The organism is Zoogloea dura (assembly GCF_012927165.1).
Lineage (GTDB): Bacteria > Pseudomonadota > Gammaproteobacteria > Burkholderiales > Rhodocyclaceae > Zoogloea > Zoogloea dura.
On the sequence record NZ_JABBGA010000016.1, the window covers coordinates 13691 to 36254 of the forward strand.

General features: G+C 69.5%; 23 protein-coding genes. 9 read left to right on the plus strand and 14 right to left on the minus strand.

The annotated features are described in order from the left end of the window. Positions 1-3: 3 nt before the first annotated feature. From gspM to HHL15_RS17465, 13 genes are all read right to left on the minus strand, one after another. Positions 4-543 (minus strand): type II secretion system protein GspM, encoded by a 540-nt coding sequence (gene gspM, locus HHL15_RS17405; protein ID WP_169147075.1) that lies wholly within the window; start codon positions 541-543, stop codon positions 4-6. Next, positions 540-1754 (minus strand): type II secretion system protein GspL, encoded by a 1215-nt coding sequence (gene gspL / locus HHL15_RS17410; protein ID WP_169147076.1) that lies wholly within the window; start codon positions 1752-1754, stop codon positions 540-542. Before gspL ends, gspM begins: the two co-directional genes overlap by 4 nt. Further along, a complete protein-coding gene (gspK, locus tag HHL15_RS17415) occupies positions 1751-2719 on the minus strand; it encodes a type II secretion system minor pseudopilin GspK (protein WP_169147077.1) in 969 nt (322 codons plus the stop codon). Before gspK ends, gspL begins: the two co-directional genes overlap by 4 nt. Next, a complete protein-coding gene (gene gspJ / locus HHL15_RS17420) occupies positions 2716-3300 on the minus strand; it encodes a type II secretion system minor pseudopilin GspJ (RefSeq protein ID WP_169147078.1) in 585 nt (194 codons plus the stop codon). The genes gspK and gspJ overlap by 4 nt, the downstream gene beginning before the upstream one ends. Then, complete coding sequence (gspI, locus tag HHL15_RS17425) at positions 3297-3680, minus strand: type II secretion system minor pseudopilin GspI (RefSeq protein WP_169147079.1); 384 nt, start codon at positions 3678-3680, stop codon at positions 3297-3299. The genes gspJ and gspI overlap by 4 nt, the downstream gene beginning before the upstream one ends. Next, positions 3677-4168, minus strand: a complete 492-nt coding sequence (locus tag HHL15_RS17430; protein WP_169147080.1) for a prepilin-type N-terminal cleavage/methylation domain-containing protein — start codon at positions 4166-4168, stop codon at positions 3677-3679. The genes gspI and HHL15_RS17430 overlap by 4 nt, the downstream gene beginning before the upstream one ends. After that, the gene (gene gspG, locus HHL15_RS17435) at positions 4168-4596 is read right to left on the minus strand and encodes a type II secretion system major pseudopilin GspG (protein WP_169147081.1); all 429 of its coding nucleotides are present in this window, start codon (positions 4594-4596) and stop codon (positions 4168-4170) included. Before gspG ends, HHL15_RS17430 begins: the two co-directional genes overlap by 1 nt. Positions 4597-4606: 10 nt before the next feature. Beyond that, entirely contained in the window at positions 4607-5812 is a 1206-nt protein-coding gene (gene gspF / locus HHL15_RS17440; protein ID WP_169147082.1) for a type II secretion system inner membrane protein GspF, read from the minus strand. Beyond that, entirely contained in the window at positions 5809-7275 is a 1467-nt protein-coding gene (gspE, locus tag HHL15_RS17445; protein WP_169147083.1) for a type II secretion system ATPase GspE, read from the minus strand. Before gspE ends, gspF begins: the two co-directional genes overlap by 4 nt. Then, on the minus strand, positions 7272-9530 hold the full coding sequence (gene gspD / locus HHL15_RS17450) for a type II secretion system secretin GspD (protein WP_169147084.1): 2259 nt from the start codon (positions 9528-9530) through the stop codon (positions 7272-7274). Before gspD ends, gspE begins: the two co-directional genes overlap by 4 nt. After that, the gene (locus tag HHL15_RS17455; protein ID WP_169147085.1) at positions 9527-10168 is read right to left on the minus strand and encodes a type II secretion system protein N; all 642 of its coding nucleotides are present in this window, start codon (positions 10166-10168) and stop codon (positions 9527-9529) included. The genes gspD and HHL15_RS17455 overlap by 4 nt, the downstream gene beginning before the upstream one ends. 112 nt (positions 10169-10280) lie before the next feature. Further along, positions 10281-11129, minus strand: coding sequence for a peptidase associated/transthyretin-like domain-containing protein (locus HHL15_RS17460; RefSeq protein WP_169147086.1), 849 nt, complete (start codon positions 11127-11129; stop codon positions 10281-10283). Positions 11130-11224: 95 nt separating this feature from the next. Further along, positions 11225-11965: a pseudouridine synthase gene (locus tag HHL15_RS17465; RefSeq protein WP_169147087.1), complete on the minus strand. Its 741-nt coding sequence runs from the start codon at positions 11963-11965 to the stop codon at positions 11225-11227. A gap of 92 nt (positions 11966-12057) precedes the next feature. On the opposite strand from HHL15_RS17465, the gene HHL15_RS17470 reads away from it, so the two are divergent. The 4 genes from HHL15_RS17470 (at position 12058) to HHL15_RS17485 (ending at position 16198) form a co-directional block, all read left to right on the plus strand. Beyond that, a complete protein-coding gene (locus HHL15_RS17470; protein WP_169147088.1) occupies positions 12058-14154 on the plus strand; it encodes a hypothetical protein in 2097 nt (698 codons plus the stop codon). Between the two features lie 199 nt (positions 14155-14353). Beyond that, positions 14354-14977 (plus strand): methyl-accepting chemotaxis domain-containing protein, encoded by a 624-nt coding sequence (locus HHL15_RS17475; RefSeq protein WP_169147089.1) that lies wholly within the window; start codon positions 14354-14356, stop codon positions 14975-14977. Positions 14978-14985: 8 nt separating this feature from the next. Continuing rightward, positions 14986-15726 carry an oxygen-binding di-iron domain-containing protein gene (locus HHL15_RS17480; RefSeq protein WP_169147090.1) on the plus strand — a complete coding sequence of 247 codons (741 nt, stop codon included), beginning with the start codon at positions 14986-14988 and terminating at the stop codon, positions 15724-15726. A gap of 73 nt (positions 15727-15799) precedes the next feature. Continuing rightward, complete coding sequence (locus HHL15_RS17485; protein ID WP_169147091.1) at positions 15800-16198, plus strand: SirB2 family protein; 399 nt, start codon at positions 15800-15802, stop codon at positions 16196-16198. Positions 16199-16202: 4 nt separating this feature from the next. Here HHL15_RS17485 and fnr read toward each other — a convergent pair whose 3' ends face one another. Further along, the gene (gene fnr / locus HHL15_RS17490) at positions 16203-16940 is read right to left on the minus strand and encodes a fumarate/nitrate reduction transcriptional regulator Fnr (protein WP_169147092.1); all 738 of its coding nucleotides are present in this window, start codon (positions 16938-16940) and stop codon (positions 16203-16205) included. A gap of 119 nt (positions 16941-17059) precedes the next feature. Between fnr and hemN the strand changes: the two genes are divergently transcribed. The 5 genes from hemN (at position 17060) to ppa (ending at position 22547) form a co-directional block, all read left to right on the plus strand. After that, a complete protein-coding gene (gene hemN / locus HHL15_RS17495; protein WP_169147093.1) occupies positions 17060-18454 on the plus strand; it encodes an oxygen-independent coproporphyrinogen III oxidase in 1395 nt (464 codons plus the stop codon). Between the two features lie 112 nt (positions 18455-18566). After that, positions 18567-19274: a sulfite exporter TauE/SafE family protein gene (locus HHL15_RS17500; protein ID WP_169147094.1), complete on the plus strand. Its 708-nt coding sequence runs from the start codon at positions 18567-18569 to the stop codon at positions 19272-19274. A gap of 70 nt (positions 19275-19344) precedes the next feature. Beyond that, entirely contained in the window at positions 19345-21696 is a 2352-nt protein-coding gene (locus tag HHL15_RS17505; RefSeq protein ID WP_169147164.1) for a heavy metal translocating P-type ATPase, read from the plus strand. A gap of 24 nt (positions 21697-21720) precedes the next feature. Further along, positions 21721-21927, plus strand: a complete 207-nt coding sequence (locus HHL15_RS17510; protein WP_169147165.1) for a heavy-metal-associated domain-containing protein — start codon at positions 21721-21723, stop codon at positions 21925-21927. Positions 21928-22016: 89 nt separating this feature from the next. Continuing rightward, positions 22017-22547, plus strand: coding sequence for an inorganic diphosphatase (gene ppa, locus HHL15_RS17515; protein WP_169147095.1), 531 nt, complete (start codon positions 22017-22019; stop codon positions 22545-22547). Positions 22548-22564: the final 17 nt, after the last annotated feature.

Consider the following 22564-nt stretch of genomic DNA (forward strand, 5'->3'; position numbering starts at 1 on the left):
GCCTCAGGCGCCGTCGGGGCCGACGAGCAGCGCGTCGATGCCGGCCTGCTCGCCCTGCGGCTGGATCTCCATGCGCCGCACGCGCAGGCCCTGGTCTTTCTGCAGAGTGGCGAGCCAGCCCATCAGGGCGTCGAAATCGGCCTGGCCCTTGATCTGGATGCCTTCGCCGCCGGCCTGGGCCACCAGCGCCAGGCCACGCGCCTTGGCGCTGGCCTGCACGGCTTCGAGCAGGGCCGGGCCGGTGGGGCGGGCCGGTGGGGTGACGGTGCGCAGGCGGGCGATCTCGGTGGCGGCTTCCTGGACCTGTTCGAGTTGGGCCTCGGCGCGGGGCAGGCTGCGCTCCAGGCGGGCGTGCTCGGCCTGGCTCCAGTCGAACAGGCCGACCACCGCGGCAATGCCCAGCACGCCGCCGGCCAGGCTCACCAGGCGCTGCTCGCGCGGGCTGATGGCGTGCCAGGCGCTGCGCAGGCGGGCGCTTGCTTGCGCGATGGGGCTGGCGGTGGAGGTTGGGGCGGAAATCGGGGCAGAAGTGGGGGCGCTCATTGCAGGGTCTCCGGGCGCAGCAGCAGGTGCAGGGTGGCGCCGTCGCGGCGCAGGTCGGCCAGCACGCCACGGCTGGCCAGCAGGCCGACCACGGCTTCGGCGCGGGCGGCGCCCTGGCCGCTGAGGGTCAGGTCGAGGCGGCCTTCCTCGTAGCGCAGCGCGGCCACGCTGCCGGCGGCGTCGTTGCCCAGGGCCTCGGTGGCACGGGCCAGCAGGGCCAATGCGTCGTCGTCACGCAGCAGGCCGTGGCGGGCCCGCTCCAGGTTGAGCTGCTGGCGCATCTGGGCCGCCGGGGCGACGGCGGGGGCGTTGGGGAAGCTGCTGCGGTAGACCCGCTCGATGCGCTCTCCGATGCCCGACAGGCTGTGCTTGAGCCACAACACCTCGCCCACCGTGGCGGCCAGCCAGATGCCGAGGGCGGCGCCGGCCAGGGCCAGCGGCTTGCCGATGGCGGCCAGCCGGCTGGTGCTGCTGCGCGGTGCGAAGTCACCATTGAGGAGGTTGGCGGCCTTGCCGCTGGCGCCCTGCCACCATTGGTAGGGTGCGCCGGAGCGGGTGGGCAGGCCGCTGTCGGCTTCGAGGGCCGGCAGGTCGGGCAGGGGCAGGCCGGGGGCGGCGTGCAGCTCCAGGCCGGCCGGGGCCCGGTTGGCGGCCCGCGCGGCGGCGGCCTGGCCGGCCACCAGGGGCGACAGGATGTCGGTGTCGAGGGCCAGGCCGCCATGGGCATCACAGCGCAGGATGGCGCCGGCCGGGCCCAGGCTGAGCTGCCAGCTGTCGCCGCCGGCCGGCGCGGTCTGCACTTCGGCCATCACGCGGCGCGGGCTGCGGCCGATGGCGGTGAGCTGGGCCACCAGGTTGCGCAGGCGCTCGCGGGCGATCACCAGCACGCCGGCCAGGTCCTTGTCGGCCTCGTCGGCCGGGCGCCGGTGGGTGAGGGTGAGGTGCTGGGTGTCCGGGTCCTTGAGCAGCCGGTCCTCGAGGGCGTAGGCCAGCAGGCGCGGCAGGTCGCGGCGGGCGGCGCGGGGCAGCAGCACTTCCAGCCACAGGCACTGGGCGCCGGTGAGGACGACTTCGCATTCGGCGGCAGCCGGCCAGTGGCGGGGTTCGGAATGGCCTTCGGAGACAGGCTGGCCGTCCGGCCCGAGGAGCACCCAGGGGCAGTCCGGCCGGGTGGGCCATTGCTCGTCGAGGGCGAGGAGGAGACGGGTCATAGGAGTTTCTGCCAGACAATGACGGGCCAGGCGCTGCCCTGGCCGGTGGGTCGATCGAGGAGGACTTCCATGCGGACCATGGAGACGCCGTACTGGGCACGCCCGGTGGCGAGGAAATAGCGGCTGCGCACGTCGAAGCGTTCGGCCGTGCTTTCAATCTGCCGGTCGCGCAGGCGGGCCTTGAAGTCGGCGATGTCCTTGTACCAGGCGCGGCCGCGCTCGGCCACCAGCACCCGGGCGGTGTCCAGGCTGAGGCCTTCGACGGCGGCGGCGAGCACTTCCGGCGGGGCGGTGTTGGCGTTGATGGCGCTGTCGGCGTCGGGCAGCGCCGCCACGAAGGGGCTCAGGCGCGCCACCAGGGTGGGGGTGAAGCCGCGGATCTGCAGCAGTTCGCTGACCGCCACCAGGGGGCCGTTGGCGGGGCGCCGGGGGGGCTGCTGGGCGGCGTACCAGTCGATCTCGGCGCCGCCGGGCAGGCTGGGGGTGCTGTCGGCGTCGAGCCAGTCGGTGAGGGCATTGCGCAGGGCCAGGGCCTCCTGCTGGCTGACGCCGGCCTGCTCGAGCAGGCGCAGGAAGGTGTCGCCGGCCAAGGGGTTGCTGCCGCTCACACCGTTGGCCAGGCTGTTGAGGTTGAAGCGCCCGGACATGTCCTGCAGTTCGCCGCTGACCTCGCCCTCCTCGACCGGGGTGGGCGGGATGCGGGTGGCCCAGGCTTCGCCCAGGTGGTCCACCTCGGCGTTGTTGCGGCGGTCGTCGGCCAGCACGTTGCGCGCCCAGTCCACCGCACCGCGGGCCAGCTGGCGGGCCTGGGCCTGGTCGTGGCGGCCCTGCACCTGGTCCATGGCGACGCCCAGGTCGCCCACCGTGGCAGCGGCAATGCCGGCCACCAGGGCCACCGTGAGCAGGGCCAGGATGACGGCGGCGCCGCGCTGGCGGGGGCGGGGGCTGGTGTGGCGTGGCTTCATCGCAGCGAGATGACCCGGGTGATGACGCCCTGGTCGGGCAGCTCGAGCTCCAGCACCAGGCCGTCGGGCAGGGCCACGCGGCCATCGGCCGGCGGCCAGGCGGCGAGCCGTCCGTTGTTGTACAGGAAGCTCCAGGTGACGTTGCGGACCTTGTCGAGCAGGGGCTCGACGATCGGCTCGCCGATGGCGTCGCGGCCGTTCCAGCGCAGCCATTCGAGGCGCCCGTCGCGCAGGCGGTAGGCGACCCGGCGCAGGCCGCGGGTTTCGTCGAGACGCAGGAACTGCAGCTCCGGCCCGCCCCCGTCGGCACTGCGGCCGAGGACCAGGGCGGCGCTGCGCACCACGCTGCCGGGCACCTGGCCGGCACCGGGGGCCACCGCTTGCAGCAGGTCGGTGTCGATGCGCTGTACGCAGCGGCCGATGGCGCGCCAGCGCTCGAAGCCTTCCTCGAGGCGGGCCTGGCTGTGGCTGACCTCGGCCAGGCCGCGGTAGGAGAGCACGCCGAGCACGGCGAAGATGGCCAGGGCCACCATCAGCTCGATGAGGGTCAGGCCGCCCTGCCGGATGTGCTGCCGCGTCATTGCAGGGCCTTGGCCACGTAGCCGCTGAGCCGGGCGATGGTGTGGCTGTCGGATTCCGGCGCGTAGACGCTCACGTCCACCCGGCGGAACAGGGGGTTGGCGGTGTTCTTGACCTCTTCGCGCCAGCGGTAGCTGCGGCCGGCCTGATCCACCGTGCCTTCGCTGCTGCCGGGGGCCGGCCAGGCCTGGGTGGCGCGCAGCTCGGCCAGGCGGTTCTCGGCGATCCAGTCGCCCACCAGGCGTTCGCGCAGCTCGCCGGACGATTGGGCCGCCACGCCCATGGCGCGGAAGGCGGCGCTCAGGGCGATGGCCAGGATGGCCAGGGCCACCAGGGTTTCGAGCAGGGTGAAGCCGGCGTTGCCGCCGCGGACCCGGCTCATGAGCTGCGGCCCGGCAGCTGCAGCACCACCTCCCCGTTGGCCTTGCCGGTGAGGAGGGCTTCGCCGGAGGGGGTGGCGAGGCGCAGTTCGTATTCGGGCGGCTGGGTGCCGAACTGCAGGCGGGTGCTGTCGGCCTGGCCCTGGCCGTCGAGGCGCAGGCCGCGCCAGGCCAGGCCGGTGGGCAGGGTCTTCTCGGTGAAGACGGGTGGGTCGTTGAGGGGGCGCCAGTTGTCGTCTGCGTCGAGGGCCGAGAAGCGGTAGCCGTCGGGCAGCAGCTCAAGGGCGATCGGGCGGCCGCGCACCGAGGCCCGGTCGGCGGTGGCCTCCATCACCAGGCGCAGGCGGCGCAGGGCCTGGTCCACATCGCGCCCGCGCAGGCTGTCGAGGCCGAGGGTCAGGCTGGTGGCGACCAGGCCCATGATGACCAGCACCACCATGACCTCGATCAGGGTGAAGCCCCGGCTCGGATGGGCCGCCCGCAGGGGCATCAGAGGTTCCAGGAGCCGATGTCGGCGTCGAAGCCTTCGCCGCCGGACAGGCCGTCGGCGCCGAAGCTCATCACGTCCACCTCGCCCTTGAGGCCGGGCAGCACGTACTGGTAGGGCTTGCCCCACGGGTCCATGGGCAGCTTGTCGAGGTAGGACTTCCAGTTGTCGGGCACCGGCGCGGTGGTGGGCTTGGCGACCAGCGCGGCGAGGCCCTGGTCGGCGCTGGGGTAGCGGCGGTTGTCGAGCTTGTAGAGCTTGAGGGCCTGCATGATGGCGGAGATGTCCTGGCGGGCGGCGACCACGCGGGCCTCGTCGGGGCGGCTCATCACCTTGGGCACCACCAGGGCGGCGAGCACACCGAGGATGACGATGACGACCATCACTTCGATCAGGGTGAAGCCGCGGCTGCGGCGCAGGGTCTTGAGCATGGTGGGGTCCTTACTTCATCAGGGTGTTGATTTCGATGATGGGTTGCATCACGGCCATCACGATGAGCAGCACGAAGCCGCCCATGGCCAGCAGCAGCACCGGCTCGAGCAGGGCGGTGAGGGTGGCGGTGCGGTTCTCGAGTTCGGCCTGCTGCAGGCGGGCGGCCCGGTCGAGGAGTTCGTCGATGCGGCCGGTGGCCTCGCCGTTGGCCAGCATGTGGATGAGCAGCGGCGGAAACTGGCGGCTGGCGCCCAGCGCGCGGGACAGGGGCTGGCCTTCGCGGACCCGCTCGGCGGCGAGCCCGACGGCGTCGGCCAGGGGCAGCCGCGTGATCACCTGGCGGCCGGCCTCGAGGGCGGCCAGCAGGGGCACGCCGCTGCCGGCGAGGATGGACAGGGTGCTGGCGAAGCGGGTGGCGTCGAGGGTGCGCAGGTGCCGGCCGAGCATCGGCAGGCGCAGCAGCCAGGCGTCCCAGCGGCGCTTGACGGTGGTGTCGCGCAGGGCGGTGCGGGCGGCCAGCACGGCGCCGATGATGGCCAGCACGAGCAGCCAGCCCCATTCGCGCAGCAGGGCGCTGGCCACGATCAGGCTGCGGGTGAGGAGGGGCAGGGCCTGCTTGCTCTGCTGGAAGACGGACACCACCTGGGGCACCACGTAGGTCATCAGGCCGACGATGACGAGCAGGGCCACGCTGGCCACGATGGCCGGGTAGAGCAGGGCCTGCAGGGTCTTGGTGCGCAGGGCGTGGCTGCGGTCGAGGTAGTCGGCCAGCTGGTTCATGACCCGCGCCAGCTCGCCGGATTTCTCGCCGGCCGCCACCGAGGCCCGGTAGAGGGTCGAGAAGGCCTGGGGATAGCGGTCGAGGGCGGCGCGCAGGCTGTAGCCGCCGAGGATCTCGGAGCGCACGCCGGCCAGCAGCTGGCGGGTGGCTTCGGTCTCGGCCTGTTCGATGAGGGCGGCGAGGGCCTGCTCGACGGTCAGGCCGGAGGCCAGCAGGGTGGCCCACTGGCGGGTCAGCAGGGTCAGGTCGGCGTCGCGCAGCTTGCGCCGCACCGACTTGCTGCCGGCGCCGCCCTGGCTGACCGAGGCCACCTCGAGGGGAAACAGGCCGCGCTCGCGCAGCAGCCCGCGGGCAGCCTTGCCGGTGTCGGCTTCGATGACGCCGGCGGCTTCGTGGCCGGCGGTGTCGAGGGCGCGGTAGCGGAAGGCGGTCATTCGCGGGTCACGCGGAGCAGCTCCTCCGCGGAGGTGAGGCCGTCGGCGAGCAGGCGCAGGCCGTCGTCACGCAGGCTGCGGCAGCCATGGGCGAGGGCGTGGGCGCGCAGGGCGGCCTCTTCGGCGCCGGTGTGGATGAGGCGCTGGAAGGCTTCATCGGCGACGATCAGTTCGTAGATGCCGGTGCGGCCGGCGTAGCCGCTGCGGGTGCATTCGGGGCAGCCGGGGGCATGCCAGAGCTGGGCCGGGGTGTCGGGGCCGAGCAGTTCCCGGTCGGCCGGGCTGGCCGGCTGGGGGCTGCGGCACACCGGGCAGAGCTTGCGCACCAGGCGCTGGGCCAGCACGCCGCGCAGGGTGGAGGCGAGCAGGAAGGGCTCGACGCCCATGTCCACCAGGCGGGTGACCGCCGAGGCGGCGTCGTTGGTGTGCAGGGTGGCCAGCACGAGGTGGCCGGTGAGGCTGGCCTGCACGGCGATCTGGGCGGTCTCCAGGTCGCGGATCTCGCCGATCATGATGACGTCCGGGTCCTGGCGCAGGATGGCGCGCAGGGCGCGGGCGAAGGACAGCTCGATCTTGCTGTTGACCTGGATCTGGCCGACGCCGGGGAGGTCGTATTCGACCGGGTCTTCCACGGTGACGATGTTGCGGCTGCGGGCGTCCATGCCCTGCAGCGCGGCGTACAGGGTGGTGCTCTTGCCGGAGCCGGTGGGGCCGGTGACGAGCAGGATGCCGTGGGGTTCGCCGAGCAGGCGCGAGAAGGGGGCCACGGTGTCGGCGGCCATGCCCAGGCTGTCGAGGCCGCGCTGGCCGCTGCCCTTGTCGAGCAGGCGCAGCACGATGCGCTCGCCGTGGGTGGTGGGCAGGGTGGATACCCGCACGTCCACCTGGCGGCCGGCCAGGCGCAGGGCGATGCGGCCGTCCTGGGGCAGGCGCTTTTCGGCGATGTCCAGGCTGGCCATGATCTTGATCCGCGAGGCCATTGCAGCGTGCAGGGCGCGGTGGGGCTGGGCCACGTCCACCAATACGCCGTCGCGGCGGAAGCGCACCACTGAATGGCGCTCGTAGGGCTCGATGTGGATGTCGCTGGCGGCCTGGCGCACGGCCTGGGTGAGCAGCGCATTGATCATGCGGATGATGGGCGCGTCGTCCTGGCTCTCGAGCAGGTCTTCGACCGTCGGCAGCTCGGTCATCAGCTGGGTGAGGTCCACCTCCTGGCCCACGTCGGCGACCACTTCGGCGGCGTTGCCGTCGGCGCCGGAATAGGCTTCGGACAGGCGCGCCTCGAAAGCGGCGCGGGAGATGCTCTCGATCTGCAGGGGCAGGCCCAGGCTGCGCCGGACTTCGGCGAGGGCGGCCAGGTCGGCGCCCTCGCGCAGGATCAGCTGGGCGTGCTCGGGCCCCTGGTTGGCGACCAGGATGCCGTGGGCCTTGGCGAAGGCATAGGGCAGGGCCGGGGCGCTCATTGGGCTTGGGCAGGGCGGGCGTCGGCGCTGGGGGCCACGGCAGGCGGCGTTTGCGGACGGTTGTAGGGCACGGCCGGCGGCGGGCTGCCCGGCGGCGGCAGCTGGGGCGGGTTGGGCTCGCCGCGCATAAGCGCCTCGGCCCGGTCGTTGGCCAGCTGCTGGTCGATCACGTAGCTGTAGCGGTCGGCCGAGATGTCCTTGAGGCTGGCGGCGTCACGCAGGATCACCGGGCGCAGGAAGACGATCAGGTTGGTCTTGGCACGCTTGCGGCTGTCGTAGCGGAAGAACTGGCCCAGGTAGGGAATGTCGCCGAGCACCGGCACCTTTTCGACGCCGCCGCTGTAGGTGTCCTCCACCAGGCCGCCGAGGGCGATCATGGAGCCGTCGTCCACCAGCACGGTGGATTCGATGGAGCGCTTGGTGGTGGTGGGGCCGGTCACGCTGGTGGCGGTGGATTCGATCACCGAGGAGGCTTCCTGGTAGATCTGCAGGCGCACGGTGCCGCCTTCGGAGATCTGCGGCTTGACCTTGAGGGTCAGGCCCACGTCACGCCGCTCGACGGTGGTGAAGGGGTTGGCGGTGGCGGTGGTGCCGGTGGTGGCATAGGTGCCGGTGACGAAGGGCACGTTGCGGCCGACCACGATCTTGGCTTCCTCGTTGTCGAGGGTGATCAGGTTTGGCGTGGACAGGATGTTGGCCCGGGTGTCCGACTCCAGGAAGCGCGCCAGCATGTTGAGGTTGGCGATCTCGCGGCCCCCCACGGTGATGGTGCCGCCGCCCAGCAGCAGGTTGAGGCCGTTGCCGGGCAGGGTGGTGGAGCTGGCGCTGGCCAGGCTGCCCGCCAGGTTGAGGATGTTGTTGCCGCTGCTGTTGAAGCTGGTGCCGCCGAACACCGAGGTGGAGCCGAGCTTGCCGGCCTGCCACTGGATGCCGATCTCGGCGGCCTTCTCGGTGCTGACCTCGGTGATCAGGGCCTCGACGTAGACCTGGGCACGGCGCCGGTCGAGCTGGTCGATGACCTTGCGCACGTTGTTGTAGATGGCCTCGGGCGCGGTGATGATCAGCGCATTGCTCATCGGGTCGGCCTGCACCATGCCGCCACCGGTACCGCTGCCGCTGCTGGAGGTTCCGCTCTGGTTGTTGCTGAAGGAGGGCGTGCTGCCCAGGCCGCTGCCGGTGTTGCTGCTGCTGGTGCTGGACATGGCCGTGCTCGTCGGGGCGAAGCTGCTGCCGGACGAGGAGGTGCTGGTGCTGGAGGTCTGGCTGGTGGTGCCGGATTCGCCGGACAGCACCGCGCGGAGGGTCTGGGCGACCTTGGCCGCCTCGGCGTTCTTCAGGTACACCACGTGGATGTTGCCGGCCGCGCCGGGCTGGTCCAGGTTGGCCACCAGCTGGCGCACGGCGTTGAGCTTGGAGGGGTTCTCGGAGCGTACCAGCAGGCTGTTGGTACGCGGGTCGCCGATCACCGAGACGCGCTGGCTGGGGTCGCCGGAGGCCACCCCGCCGGCCATGGCCGTGCCGGCGCCGCTGTCGGAGAGCAGGCGATTGACGGTCTGGGCCAGGTCGAGGGCCGAGGCGTGCTTGAGCGGCATGACCCGCATGTCGCCCTGGGGCACGTCGATGGATTCGACGATCTGGGCGATGCGGCCGATGTTCTCGGCGTAGTCGGTGACGATCAGGGTGTTGTTGCCCGGGTAGGCGGTGACGGTGTTGTTGGGCGACACCAGCGGGCGGATCACCGGCACCAGCTGGGTGGCGGATTCATGCTTGAGGGTGAACACCTGGGTGGTCAGGCGGTCGCCGCCGCCAGCGCCCTGGCCCTTGCCGACGGGCACCGCGTGCAGCTTGGCGTCTGCCTCCGGGACGATCTTGGTGACACCCTGGCCCTCGATGGCCGCGTAGCCCTGCAGGCGCAGGGCCGACAGCAGGATCGAGTAGCTCAGGTGGCGGGGAACCGGCTTGGCGGTGACGATGTTGAGGGTGCCCTTGACCCGCGGGTCCACCACGAAGTTGCGTCCGGAGATCTTGGAGATCGCCTGGATCACCGCGCCGATGTCGGCGTTGACGAAGTTCAGGGAGACCGGGTCGCCCGTGCTGTCCGGTGCGCCGGCGTTCCTGTGGGTGTCCCGGACGGCGCCCTTGCCCGCAGCCGTGGCCGGCAGGGGGGCCAGCAGGGCAGGGGTGGCGAAGGCGATGGCGAGGCAGGCGGCAAGATGCCGGCGGGCGGACCCGGGGCTGCGGCGGGCTGATTTCATTGGTTGGGCGCGGTCTGGGTCGGAAAGCCGGGCGGCAGGGCACGCGGGCCGGAATCCGGGATCTCGGTGGGGGTGTCGGAACTGCCGGCGGCCTGGAGCGTGGGCAGGGTGTTGATGACATTGACGGCGGGCGGCTGGCCGGCTGGCAGCGGGACAGCCCCCGGGCCGGCGTTGCCGCGGGAGCTCAGCGGCACACTCTGGCTGGTACCGCCGACGGACAGTTCGACCCGGTCTGCGAAGACGCGGGCGAGGGTGATGCCGGGCTGGAATTCCTGCCCCTCGACAACCCCGGCCTGGGGCCCGCCGTCGGCGGACAGAACGGCCCAGCCGGGACGGCCGTCGCCGCCCGTGACCACGGCCTGGAGGGTGTAGCGGGCGGCGACCGGCGCGGCCGTCGGCGCGCCGCTGCGGCCCAGCCCCATGGGGTGGCGGCTGGCGATGGCATCGGCGGCTGCCTGGGGCTCGGCGAGGCCACCCGGGGGCAGGGCCGGGCGGGCGGGCGCGCTGAAGCGCCAGAACAGGTCGGCAGCCACCCAGGCGGTGACGGACAGGGCGAGCGCCCAGGCCAGCACCGGGCCGATGCGGGCGGCGCGCTGCCAGGCGGGGCGGGAAAGGTCGAAGCGGTCGGAAAAATTCATGGGGACTGAACGCAAGTAACCGCGAATCTTAGCCGGCCTGTGTTACGGGTGAAAGCGCTTCGATGCCGCAGCCCGTTTTTTTTCCGATCGCCCCGCCGGATCGGGGGAATCGTCAGGCGCTTATGCCGACGACAAGCGAGGCGCTGTAGCCCGTGGTGGTGTTGCCGCTGAGGGTGGCCATCTGCAGGTTGGTGCCGTCGCTGAAGACGTTGTCGCTGGCAAAACTGATGCCCGCCAGGTTGGCGGCGCTGTTGCCGTAGCCGCTGGTGGCATACACCTCCTGGCAGGCGGCGCTGGGCAGGGCGATCTGCGAGGTCTTCACCTTGTTGCCGGCGCCGGTGGCCGCGGCCAGCGTGGGGTAGATCTCGAAATGGATGTGCGGCATGCGCCCGGCGTAGCAGCCCGGGAAAATGGTCAGGAAGCTGAGCTTGCCGCCGCTGTCGCTGACCTGCACGCCACGCAGGAAGTTCTCGCCGGTGACGCCGCTGCTGTACAGCGAGTACAGCCCGTCGCGGGTGCAGTGCCACAGGTAGACGGCATAGCCGGCCAGGTTGGCGCAGCTGCTGGCGGTGTTGACCAGCTGCAGGGTGAAGGTCAGCGGAATGCCGGCCGCCACGCCGCTGGCGCCGGCGATGCTGCTGCGGATGTCGCTGCGCACGATACCGCTCAGGCTGAGGGCATTGGCGATGCCGTTGCTGTTGGAGTTGGAGCCATCGGCGGGATAGGGGCCGGCGGTTTCCTCGGGGATGAGCGAACAGCTGCTCACCGTGGTGGTGTCCGTGGAGGATGAGCTGCCGGTGGACGTGCCGATGCCGCCGACGCTGATCTCCGCACCGCCGCCGCAGCCGGCCAGGGGCGCCGCGGCGCCGGCGAGCAGCCAGCGCAGGGCCTGGCGGCGATCGGGGGCGGTGCGCAGCAGCGTGGCGAGGTCGTGGGCGAGGCCCTGGGGATGGTCGTGCATGGGGGGGCTCCGGGTTGTGGTTTGCTCCGGAGTCTAGGGATGGATGGTGTTAAGGCGGGTTATCGCCGGGTAAAGAGAAGTTAAGGGCGGGGACCTCAAGGGCGCGTGTCGGGGCCGGGCGCCGCGTCCTGCCAGCCGAGGGCGGCCAGCACCCTCGCGAAGTCGTCGTCGGGCGGCGCCTGGATGTCCAGGGGGGTGCCGTCGGGGTGCTGCAGTTGCAGGCGGGTGCACGCCAGTAGCATGCGGGCACTGCCGAACAGGTCCTGGAACAGGCGGTTGTGGCGCCCCTTGCCGAAGGTGGCGTCACCGATGATGGGGTGGGAGATGTGCTTGAGATGACGCCGTAGCTGGTGGCGCCGTCCGGTCTGCGGGTAGAGCTCGACCAGGGCGTAGCGGCTGGTGGGGTAGCGGTCCACCGCGTGGGGTAGCTCGCAGGTGGCGAGGCGGCGGAAGTCGGTGACGGCGGGCCGGGCCTCGTCAGAGGCGTCCTTGCCGACCCACTCGGCGTCGTCCCGGCGGCGGCTCAGGGCGTGGTCGATGTGGCCGCTTTCCGCCGGGTGGCCGCGCACCACGGCGAGGTAGGTCTTGGCCACCTCCTGCCGCTCGAACTGGCCGCCGACCATGCGGGCGGTGTCCCGATCGAGGGCGAAGAGCAGCACCCCAGAGGTGCCCCGGTCGAGGCGGTGGGCTGGATAGACGTGGCGACCGAGCTGGTCGCGCAGCAGTTGCACGGCGAAGCGGGTCTCGTGGCGGTCGAGCTCGCTGCGATGGACGAGCAGGCCCGAGGGCTTGTGGATGGCGACCAGGCGGTCGTCCTGGAAGAGGATGGGCAGCATGGGGAGGATGGTACCCGCCCGGCGCCGGATCCGGGATCGGCAGCCTTGCGCTCCACGAACCAAATATCGACGTGCTTGGTCATACTTCGCCTATGCAAAAAGAACCCATTTTTCTCCCCGAAGCGCTGCTCGACTGCATCCGCGCGGTGCTGCCGGCCCAGCGGCAGGGTCAGCGCGATCTGCCGCGGTTGGCCCGGCGCCTGCATGACCTGATCGCGGCCGACCAGCTGCCTGACCGGCTGGATGCCTGGCGGGCGCTCAATACATGGCTGGCCGGCGGCGCGCTGTGGAACGATGTCTATATTGATTCCGCTGATGTACATGGCTCTGCCACCCAGCGCTTTGCGGTGCTGATGGATGTGCTGGCGGCCCATCCCGATCTGGCGGCGGCCGTGCGTGCGGCCTTGCGCCGGATGCTCGATGAGACCGAAGGGGGCAATCTCTTCGGTGAGGTAGGCATCCCCAGTGACCGGGGCTTTCTTTCCGAGTTCGGGGACAGGTTCACCGCGAAGCTGATTCCCTCGCCCCGCGATGACCACGATCTGGGCCGGCTGATGGGCCGCAGCTACGAGCGCCGGCGTGACCTGACCCTGATCCGCGGGCTGCAGCCTTCCACCCTGCAGCGGGCGGTGGACCTGCTGTTCCCGGCGGACGAGCCGGAGATGACGGCGGCGCTCGGGCGCGCCATGGCCGACGGTTTCCGGCTGCTGCTGGCGCGCCTGCAGGGGCAGGGGCTGTCGCTCAAGCTGAGGGCACGCAGCCAGTCCGGTCCGGTGGCCCGCTCGCCTTTCCGACGGCTTGCTGCCAGCGGCGAGAACCTGTTGTGCGCCTGGGAGCAGGGCCGCCTGTCCGGACCGCTGCTGGACACCTGGAAAACCGATGTGGAGTCGTGCCGCGAGGAGATGCACCTGATCTCGACCCGCCTGGAGTCCGAGGGCATCAGTGTGGATATCGTCTATGGGCTGGATGTGCTCGATCGCTGCCTGGGTCGCATGGAGGCCATCGTCGCCGTGATGGCGGCCGGGCGCGAGTCGCCGGGGCCGGTGCTGGCTCTGCTGCAGCAACTGGCTTATGCAGCCCACGATAGCACCAGCCTGCGCCACCTGGTGCGCAGCAACCTGCAGCGCCTGCAGCGGCGCATCGTCGACCGGGCCGGCAAGACGGGTGAGCACTACATCGCGGAGACGCCGGCCGACTATCGCCACATCTGGGTGGCTGCGGCTGGCGGTGGCCTGCTCACGGTGGGTACGGCGGCCATGAAGATGGCGATTGCCGGGGCCGGGCTGGCGCTGTTCCTCGAAGGCCTGGGCTCGGGCCTCAACTACGCGGTGAGCTTCCTGATCCTGCAGGCCCTCGGGCTGATCCTCGCCACCAAGCAGCCGGCCATGACGGCGGCGGCCTTCGCGGCGATCATCCGTGACCGCAAGGGGAACGAGCGCCTCGACGTGATCGTCGATTCGGCCGCGGCGATCTGCCACTCGCAACTGGCGGCGACCATCGCCAACGTGGTGGTGGTGGCCACCGGTGCCTACGCCTTCGATGCGGTGTGGCAGTGGATCACCGGCCATTCCTATCTCAGCACGGCGGAGGCGACCTATGTCTTCCATGCCCTCAGCCCGGTGGACAGCGGCACCGTCTTCTATGCGGCGCTGACCGGCTGCATCCTGTACCTGGCGGCTCTGGTCGGCGGCTGGGTCGATAACTGGGCGGTCTATCACCGCCTGCCCCAGGCCATCGCCGAGCATCGCCTCGGCCTGCGTTTCGGGCAGCTGCGCATGATCCGGCTGGCCGGCATCGTGTCCCGCAACATGTCGGGCTGGGCCACCAACATCTCGCTGGGCCTGATGCTCGGCATGACGCCGGTGCTGGGCAAGTTCTTTGGCCTGCCCCTGGACGTGCGCCATGTGACCCTCAATTCGGGGATCCTCAGCCTCGCCACCTCGTCCCTCGAGGTGGAGTGGATCGGCACCGGCCTGCTGACCCTGGCGGTGCTTGGCGTGGCGGTGATGTTCGTGCTCAACCTGGGGGTCAGCTTCGTTCTGTCGCTGCTCACTGCGGTGCGTGCCTATGATCTGTCGGGCGACGACCTGAAGGAGCTGCGCCGGCGCCTGTGGCAGCGTCTGCGCACGCGCCCGCGGGATTTCCTGATGCCGCCGCGCCGCCTGGCGCCGGCACCCGGGGCCCGCTGAGCGCCCTGCCTTGCAGGGCTGAATAGGGCTTGAGGGGGGCTTGAAGGGGCCTCAAGCTTGGCGGCGCTTCGCCGTTAAGCCTCGCAGCCATCAAGGCCTGCGCCGCTTCGCGGGGTGGGCCCATGATGCCTGCAAACGCCAGCCGTCAATGCTTGCCGTCAATGATTCCCACTGCGGCCCATGCCGCCCGAGAGTCCCCATGAACGCGCCTCAACCCAATCTGCACGTCAAGGCCCGCGGTTCCAGCGAACTGGCCCGCATCGTTCGCGTGAACGAGGAGATCAAGGCCATCGTGGCCACGGCCTTCCGCATCAACCTGATGGCCCTCAACGCCATCTTCCTGGCCAAGCGGGCAGGCAATGCGGCCCTCGGCTTCGGTGTACTGTCCAATGAGCTGCGCCGTTTTGCCCAGGATCTGACCCGCAACATGTCATCCCTGCGGGACATGACCTCCGGCTCCGTGGGCAGCGTCACCGGCGTGGTCCAGTACCAGCGCAATTCATCGATCCTGGCCGAGGCCATCCGGCTCAGCGGCGATGGGGTGCCCGGTGCACGGGAGGCCCGCCGCCGTGGCGCGGCGCGCCTGGCGGCCCAGCAGGCCAAGTTGCGCGCGCTCGACATCCGCCTGCGCTCCGCCGTGGAGGAGACCCAGCAGCTCGTCGAGCTGGGCGGGGTGCTGGCGCGGTCGGCCAAGATCGAGGCGGCCTACGGCGGTACGTTCAGCCCGGCGCTGATGCAGGTATCGACCGATTTTGCGGAAGTGATCGCCCAGATCAAGCGTTCACTGGAAATTCTCGGCAAGGAACGCCTCGTTAAGGACTAGGACAGACCATGAAGCAGGCCCACTGCATTTTTGAAGAAGACGATCACCGCTGGCTGGCGATTGCCCGCGACCCGAGCAAGCCCGGCCACATCATCGACACCAATGAGTACGTTGTGGTCAAGGGCAAGGAGGCGCTGCTCTGCGACCCGGGCGGCATCGAGATCTTCCCGTCGGTGTTCTCAGCCCTCTCGGCGGAGTGTGATCCGACCCGCCTGGCGGGGATCTTCTCGTCTCACCAGGATCCGGACATCATCTCCTCGCTGGCCCTGTGGCTGGAGTTCAAGCCGGAGTTGAAGTGCTACATCAGCTGGTTGTGGCAGTCCTTCCTGCCCCACTTCGGTGGCGAGGAAAGCACCTTCGTGCCCATCCCCGATCCCGGCATGACGATCCTTCTGGGCGGCATCGAGTTGCAGGCCATTCCGGCCCATTACCTGCATTCATCGGGCAATTTCCACCTTTATGACCCGAAGGCGAAGATCCTCTTTTCGGGCGACGTGGGCGCGGCCCTGCTGCCGGCAGACCACAACGGGCTCTACGTGGAGGATTTCGGCCGCCACATCCGCCATGCCGAGGCTTTCCACAAGCGCTGGATGGGCTCGGACAAGGCCAAGCGCGACTGGTGCGAGCGGGTCTCCCGCCTGGAGATCGACATGATGGTGCCGCAGCACGGGGCGATCTACCGCGGCGCCGACGTGCAGCGTTTCATCAACTGGTTCTCGGCACTGGAAGTCGGCGTCCTGCGCAGCTAAAGTCTCGGGTCCCGCCCTGGCGGGGCCCGGTGCCGCATCCTGCTGTCGCCGGGTTTGGCTGACTCGAGGCGACATGTACCTGGTTCTCAAGCATTTTCACGTCACCTGCGTCGCGCTCAGCGGTGCGGGTTTTCTTTTGCGCGGGATCTGGTCGCTCAGTGGTTCGCCGCTGCTGCGGGCCCGGTTGACCCGCGTGCTGCCCCATATCGTCGATTCATGCCTGCTGGCCAGCGCCATCGGCCTGGCCTGGATGGCCGGGCAGGCGCCCTTCGTGCACGGCTGGCTCACCGCCAAGGTGCTGGGCCTGCTGGCCTATATCGGGCTGGGCATGGTGGCGCTCAAGCCGACCCGCCCGCGGGGCGTGCGGATGCTGGCATTTGCCGCGGCGCTGGCGGCCTTTGCCTACATCGTGTCGGTGGCACTGACCAAGAACCCGCTGGGCTGGCTGGCAGCCCTGGGCGTGGCGGGCTGAGTGTTCAGCTGCTGGCGTGGTGGTTGAGGATGCGCTTGAGGCCCGGCGTGTCGAGGATGCGGATGTGCTTCTGCTGCACCGCCACCAGGCCTTCGTCCTGGAAGCGAGAGAAGGCCCGGGACACGGTCTCGAGCTTGAGCCCCAGGTAGGAGCCGATCTCGTCGCGGGTCATGCGCAGGTGGAACTCGGACGGGGAGAAGCCCCGTGCCGTGAAGCGCTGCGACAGGTTGAGCAGGAAGGCTGCCAGGCGTTCCTCGGCGCGCATGGAGCCGAGCAGCATCATCACGCCGTGGTCGCGCACGATCTCGCGGCTCATGATCTTGTGGAACTGGTGCTGCAGGCTCTCGACCTGGCGGGACAGCTCCTCCAGGCGAACGAAGGGGATGACGCAGACTTCGCTGTCTTCGAGGGCGATGGCATTGCACGAGTGGTGCTCGCTGCTGATGCCGTCCAGGCCCAGCACTTCGCCGGTCATCTGGAAGCCGGTCACCTGGTCGCGGCCGTCCTCGAGGATCACGTCGGTCTTGAAGGAGCCGGCGCGGATCGCGTAGATCGCCTCGAAAGGGTCGCCTGAACGATAGAGATGCTGCTGGCGCTTGATCTTGCGGCGGCTGCCGACCAGTTCGTCGAGCTGGTCCACCTCACGCGGATCGAGGCCGAAAGGAAGGCACAGTTCCCGCAGGTTGCACTGGGAACAGGCCGTCTTGATCTCCATCACCGTTGCCGGAACTGCCGATTTCATCTGCACGCGCAATCACCTGAACAGGGGCTGTGGATCAACGTTTGGACGCCTTTGATCCACGTCAATACGATTTTTGGACGATTCTGCGATTGTTCGACGCAACCCACAGAAGCGCACCCATGAACACAATTCAAAAAGACCTGATTTTCGATCCGGAACTCATTCGCAAGTTCGATGTGAATGGACCCCGGTATACGTCCTATCCGACTGCGGACCGCTTCGTCGAGGCCTTCAACTCCGAAGCGTTGAGGGACTGGCTCGGCAAGAGGACCATTGGCGGAATCGGCAAACCGCTCTCATTATACTTCCACATCCCCTTCTGCAATACGATCTGCTACTACTGCGCCTGCAACAAGATCATCACCAAGGATCACGGGCGCTCGGCCAAGTACCTGAATTACCTTGAGAAGGAAGTGGATCTGCAGGTGGCCAGCCTGGAAGGTCCGCGGGAAGTGCTGCAGCTTCACCTGGGCGGTGGGACACCCACCTTCCTGTCCCACGATGAGCTGCGCCAGCTCATGGCGATCGTGCGCAAGCACTTCACCCTGGTGCCGGACGGCGAGTACTCGATCGAGGTGGACCCCCGCAAGGTGGATGAGCCCACCGTGGCGCTGCTCGCCGAGCTCGGTTTCAACCGCATGAGCGTGGGCATCCAGGACTTCAACCCGGATGTGCAGAAGGCAGTGAACCGGGTTCAGAGTGAGGAAGAGACCCGCCTGGTGATCGATGCCGCACGGGCGCATGGTTTCAAGTCGATCAGTGTGGACCTGATCTATGGTTTGCCCAAGCAGAATGTGATCAGCTTCAACCGTACCCTCGAGCAGATCCTGAGCCTGTCACCGGACCGCCTGTCGATCTACAACTATGCGCACCTGCCGAGCCTGTTCAAGCCGCAGCGGCGCATCATGGATGCCCAACTGCCCTCCGGAGAGACCAAGCTGCAGATCCTGCAGCTGGCGATCCGCCGCCTGACCGAGGCAGGGTATGTGTATATCGGCATGGACCACTTCGCCAAGCCGACCGACGAGCTCACCACGGCCCAGCGCCAGGGGCGGCTGCATCGCAACTTCCAGGGTTATTCCACCTACGCGGAATGCGACCTGATGGCTTTCGGCGTGTCGGCCATCGGCAAGGTCGGCCCCACCTACGCCCAGAACGTCAAGACCCTGGACGAGTACTACGACATCCTCGACACCGGCCGCCTGCCGGTGCTGCGGGGCATCGAGCTGACCCCCGACGACCTGCTGCGGCGGGCCATCATCCAGGCCCTGATGTGCCATTTCGAGCTGTCCATCGAGTCCATCGAGATCGCCCACCTGATCGACTTCAAGAAGTACTTCGCGGCCGAGCTTGGCGATCTGCGCGAGATGGAGAAGGGCGGCCTGCTGCGCATCGACGACCAGTGGATCTCCGTGCTGCCCGCCGGGCGCATGCTGGTACGGGCGATCGCCATGGTGTTCGACCGCTATCTGCGCTCCGACCGGGAACGCACCCGCTACTCCAAGGTCATCTGAAGGTGCGCCGCCGGCCGGTCAGCCTCGCACCGGGCTAGAATGGCGGCCGAAACGGTATTGTCCGCGCCCCGCGATTCCGTGGGGCGCTTTGCTTTTTGCAGGTCCTGACTCCATGCCCGAAACCGGCTACCTCGCAGTCTTCCTCATCGGCCTCCTTGGCGGCACCCACTGCGTGGGCATGTGCGGGGGCATCGTCAGTGCCCTCACCGTGCAGATGCCCGGACAGAAGCGCCGCGAGTGGCCGCTGCACCTGGCCTACAACATCGGCCGCATCACCAGCTACACGGCGGCCGGGGCGGCAATGGGGGCGATCGGCACGGTGGGCATGCTGTTCAACGATCTCTTGCCGATCCAGATGGGGCTTTACGTGGCCGCCAACCTCATGCTGGTGGCCCTGGGCCTGTACCTCACCGGGTTCACCCGCGCCCTGGCGCCGGTGGAGCGCATGGGGCAGCACTTGTGGTCGCGAATCCAGCCCCTGACCCGGCGCTTCCTGCCCGCCCGCACGGTGGCGCAGGCCTTGCCTCTCGGCATGCTGTGGGGCTTCCTGCCCTGTGGCCTGGTGTACAGCGTGCTGGCCACCGCCCTGGTCACCGGTGCGGCCGAGCGGGGCGCCGGCCTGATGCTGGCCTTCGGCCTGGGCACCCTGCCCAACCTGATGCTGGCCGGCCTGCTCCTCAAGCGCCTGCGCGACGTGGTGCGGAACCAAGCGGTGCGCACCGGGTCTGGTCTGGTGGTGCTGGGTTTCGGTGTTTATGGCCTGGTCACCACGCCGACCCTGGGCAGCAATCTCTGGAATGGCGTGGTGTGCCATTTCTGAGGGTGATACGAGGATGGGCGCAGTGGCAGGGCCAGAAGGGGCGAGACGCTACGACCTGCCGGTGACGGGGATGAGCTGTGCCGCCTGTGCGGTGCGCCTCGAAAAAGTGCTCAATCGCCTGCCCGGCGTGCAGGCCGAAGTCAATTTCGCCACCGCCAAGGCGCGGCTGGGTACAGGCCCCGAGGCGGCCCCGGCGGCCGACATCCTGGCGGCGATCCGCAAGGCCGGATTTGATGTGGCCCCCGACACCCTGGCGCTGAGCCTGGGTGGAATGAGCTGCGCAGCCTGCGCGGCGCGCATCGAGAAGGTCCTGAACCGCCTGCCGGGAGTCGAAGCGAGCGTCAATTTTGCGGCCGAGACGGCCCGGGTGAGCTACACCCCGGGGCTGGCCGATCCGGCCGCCATCGTGGCGGCGGTGGTCCGCGCCGGTTTCAGCGCCACGCCCATCGCCGGACGCGACCGGGAGGCCGACAAGGCCCGCAAGGCTGCGGCACTCAAGGCGGAAGCCCGCTGGTTCCTGATCTCTGCGCTGCTCACGCTGCCCTTCCTGGCCCAGATGGTCTGGATGTTCGCCGGCGACGCGGGGGCTCATCACGACGAGCTGCTGCCACGCTGGCTGCAGTGCCTGCTGGCCACCCCGGTGCAGTTCTGGATCGGTCGCCGCTTCTACACGGGGGCCTGGTCGTCCCTGCGCGGTGGCGGCGCCAACATGGACGTGCTGGTGGCCCTGGGCACCAGCGTGGCCTATTTCTTCAGCCTGGCGGTGGTGGTGCTGGGCCGCCATGATCTGCATGTGTATTTCGAGGCGTCGGCCAGCATCATCACATTGGTGCTGCTCGGCAAGCTCCTCGAGGCCCGCGCCAAGGCCGGCACCTCGGCGGCCATCGAGGCCTTGCTGCGCCTGCAGCCTGCCACCGCCCGCATCGAGCGGGACGGCCAGTGGCTTGAGGTGCCGGTGGAGCAGGTGGTGGCCGGCATGGTCTTCATGCTGCGCCCCGGCGATGCGGTGCCGGTGGATGGCGAGGTCCTGGAGGGCGAGTCCTCCGCCGACGAGGCCATGCTGACCGGCGAGAGCGTGCCGGTCGCCAAGCATCCCGGTGAAAAGGTCTTTGCGGCAACCGTGAATGGCGACGGGGTGCTGCGCTGCCGGGCCACCGGGGTGGGCGCGGAGACCCTGCTGGCCGGTATCGTGCGCCTGGTCGAGCAGGCCCAGGGCGGCAAGCCGGCGGTGCAGCGGCTGGCCGACCGGATCGCCGCGGTGTTCGTGCCGGTGGTGGTGGGGATCGCCGTGCTGACGTTTGGTGCCTGGTGGTGGTTGGGGGGCGAGCTGGCGCCTGCGCTGGTCAATGGCGTGGCGGTGCTGGTCATCGCCTGCCCCTGTGCCCTCGGCCTGGCTACGCCCACGGCGGTGATGGTCGGCACCGGGCAGGGCGCGCGGGCCGGCATCCTGGTGCGCAATGCGGAGGCGCTGGAGCTGGCCGAGAAGATTGCGGTGTTGGTGGTGGACAAGACCGGCACCCTGACCGAGGGCCACCCGGCGGTGCTGGAAGTGCGCACGGCCGCCGGTGTCGAGCGCGACACCCTGCTGCGCCTGGCCGCCAGCCTGGAGCAGACCAGTCATCACCCCCTGGCCCGGGCGGTGGTGGATATCGCCAGTGCTGGCGGGCAGGCTCTGCCGGCCGCCGCAGCCGTACGTGCGGTGGCCGGGCGTGGGGTGAGCGGCAGCGTGGAAGGGCGTGCGGTGCTGGTCGGCTCGCCGGAGTTCCTGGTGGAAGAGGGTGTGGCGGTGCCGCCCGAGCTGCTGGAGCCCCTGCTGGCCAGCGGGCTGACGCCGGTGGCGGTGGCGGCCGATGGCGCGGTGCTGGGCGTCCTCGGCATCGCCGACCCCTTGCGTCCGACCTCGAAGGCGGCGGTGGCGCGCCTGAAGGCCCTCGGCGTGCGGGTGGTGATGCTGACGGGCGATCACCCGGCAGCGGCGGCGCGCATTGCCGCGGAGGCCGGCATCGACGAATTCCGCGCCCGTGTGATGCCCGAGGGCAAGGCCGCGGCGGTGGAGGCGCTGCGCCGCGAAGGCCGGGTGGCGATGGTGGGGGACGGCATCAACGACGCGCCGGCCTTGGCCGCGGCGGACGTGTCCTTTGCCATCGGCGCGGGTTCCGACGTGGCCATCGAGGCGGCCGACCTGACCCTGGTGCGCAACGACCTGGCCAGCGTGGCGGATGCCATCTCCCTGTCCCGGGCGACCCTCGGCAAGATCCGCCAGAACCTGTTCTTTGCCTTCATCTACAACATCCTCGGCATTCCGGCGGCGGCCCTCGGCCTGCTCAACCCGGTGATCGCCGGGGCGGCGATGGCCATGAGCTCGGTATCGGTGGTCAGCAATTCCCTGCTGCTCAGGCGCTGGCGCGCCGGCAGAGATTGAGTTTTTCAGACGAAAGGACGAATGATGGACGAGGTGGTGATCAAGGTCGGCGGCATGAGCTGCCAGGGCTGCGTGAAGAACGTCACCGGAGCCCTGTCGGGCACGCCGGGCGTGGGGACGGTCCAGGTGTCCCTCGAGCAGGGTGAGGCGCGAGTCAGCTACGATCCAGCCAGGGTGTCGGCCAACGCTCTGCGTGCGGTGATCGAGGAGGCCGGTTTCGACGCGGAATGAGCACATGCGGGCTGCGGGTTTTATCCGGGAGTCACGCAGCTCCACTATAATGGCGCGCTGTCTTATATCTAATAACGGGAGGTAGTGATATGGGTTTCGATCAGGTCAAGGCCGGCAAGGACGTTCCGAACGACATCAACGTGATCATCGAGATCTCCGCTCAGGGCGATCCGATCAAGTTTGAAGTGGACAAGGACAGCGGCGCAGTCTTCGTTGACCGCTTCATGGGCACCTCCATGCGCTACCCGCTGAACTACGGCTACGTGCCCCACACCATCGCTGGTGACGGCGACCCGGTGGACGTGCTGGTCGTGACCCCCTTCCCGCTGCAGCCGGGCGTGGTGATCCGCTGCCGCCCCGTGGGCGTCCTGAAGATGGAAGACGACGGCGGTGTGGATGCCAAGGTCGTGGCCGTGCCGGTGTCCAAGCTGACCCCGCTGTACGACAAGGTGCAGACCACCGAAGACCTGCCCGAGCTGCTGATGAAGCAGACCGTGCACTTCTTCGAGCACTACAAGGATCTGGAACCCGGCAAGTGGGTCAAGATCCTGGGCTGGGGCACCGTCGAAGATGCCAAGCAGGAAATCCTGAATGGCCTGGCCGCTGCCGCCGGCAAGTAAGCCGCTGCACCGCAGGA

Bases quoted from the DNA above. Each gene is read 5' to 3' on its own strand.
- HHL15_RS17480 (WP_169147090.1), top strand. From the start codon at position 14,986: ATGAAGCAGGCCCACTGCATTTTTGAAGAAGACGATCACCGCTGGCTG.
- ppa (WP_169147095.1), top strand. From the start codon at position 22,017: ATGGGTTTCGATCAGGTCAAGGCCGGCAAGGACGTTCCGAACGACATC.
- gspM (WP_169147075.1), bottom strand. From the start codon at position 543: ATGAGCGCCCCCACTTCTGCCCCGATTTCCGCCCCAACCTCCACCGCC.
- HHL15_RS17470 (WP_169147088.1), top strand. From the start codon at position 12,058: ATGCAAAAAGAACCCATTTTTCTCCCCGAAGCGCTGCTCGACTGCATC.
- gspJ (WP_169147078.1), bottom strand. From the start codon at position 3,300: ATGACGCGGCAGCACATCCGGCAGGGCGGCCTGACCCTCATCGAGCTG.
- gspD (WP_169147084.1), bottom strand. From the start codon at position 9,530: ATGAAATCAGCCCGCCGCAGCCCCGGGTCCGCCCGCCGGCATCTTGCC.
- HHL15_RS17500 (WP_169147094.1), top strand. From the start codon at position 18,567: ATGCCCGAAACCGGCTACCTCGCAGTCTTCCTCATCGGCCTCCTTGGC.
- HHL15_RS17455 (WP_169147085.1), bottom strand. From the start codon at position 10,168: ATGAATTTTTCCGACCGCTTCGACCTTTCCCGCCCCGCCTGGCAGCGC.
- gspK (WP_169147077.1), bottom strand. From the start codon at position 2,719: ATGAAGCCACGCCACACCAGCCCCCGCCCCCGCCAGCGCGGCGCCGCC.
- HHL15_RS17485 (WP_169147091.1), top strand. From the start codon at position 15,800: ATGTACCTGGTTCTCAAGCATTTTCACGTCACCTGCGTCGCGCTCAGC.
- hemN (WP_169147093.1), top strand. From the start codon at position 17,060: ATGAACACAATTCAAAAAGACCTGATTTTCGATCCGGAACTCATTCGC.
- HHL15_RS17430 (WP_169147080.1), bottom strand. From the start codon at position 4,168: ATGCCCCTGCGGGCGGCCCATCCGAGCCGGGGCTTCACCCTGATCGAG.
- gspF (WP_169147082.1), bottom strand. From the start codon at position 5,812: ATGACCGCCTTCCGCTACCGCGCCCTCGACACCGCCGGCCACGAAGCC.
- HHL15_RS17465 (WP_169147087.1), bottom strand. From the start codon at position 11,965: ATGCTGCCCATCCTCTTCCAGGACGACCGCCTGGTCGCCATCCACAAG.
- HHL15_RS17475 (WP_169147089.1), top strand. From the start codon at position 14,354: ATGAACGCGCCTCAACCCAATCTGCACGTCAAGGCCCGCGGTTCCAGC.
- HHL15_RS17510 (WP_169147165.1), top strand. From the start codon at position 21,721: ATGGACGAGGTGGTGATCAAGGTCGGCGGCATGAGCTGCCAGGGCTGC.
- gspI (WP_169147079.1), bottom strand. From the start codon at position 3,680: ATGAGCCGGGTCCGCGGCGGCAACGCCGGCTTCACCCTGCTCGAAACC.
- gspG (WP_169147081.1), bottom strand. From the start codon at position 4,596: ATGCTCAAGACCCTGCGCCGCAGCCGCGGCTTCACCCTGATCGAAGTG.
- HHL15_RS17460 (WP_169147086.1), bottom strand. From the start codon at position 11,129: ATGCACGACCATCCCCAGGGCCTCGCCCACGACCTCGCCACGCTGCTG.
- fnr (WP_169147092.1), bottom strand. From the start codon at position 16,940: ATGAAATCGGCAGTTCCGGCAACGGTGATGGAGATCAAGACGGCCTGT.
- HHL15_RS17505 (WP_169147164.1), top strand. From the start codon at position 19,345: ATGAGCTGTGCCGCCTGTGCGGTGCGCCTCGAAAAAGTGCTCAATCGC.
- gspE (WP_169147083.1), bottom strand. From the start codon at position 7,275: ATGAGCGCCCCGGCCCTGCCCTATGCCTTCGCCAAGGCCCACGGCATC.
- gspL (WP_169147076.1), bottom strand. From the start codon at position 1,754: ATGACCCGTCTCCTCCTCGCCCTCGACGAGCAATGGCCCACCCGGCCG.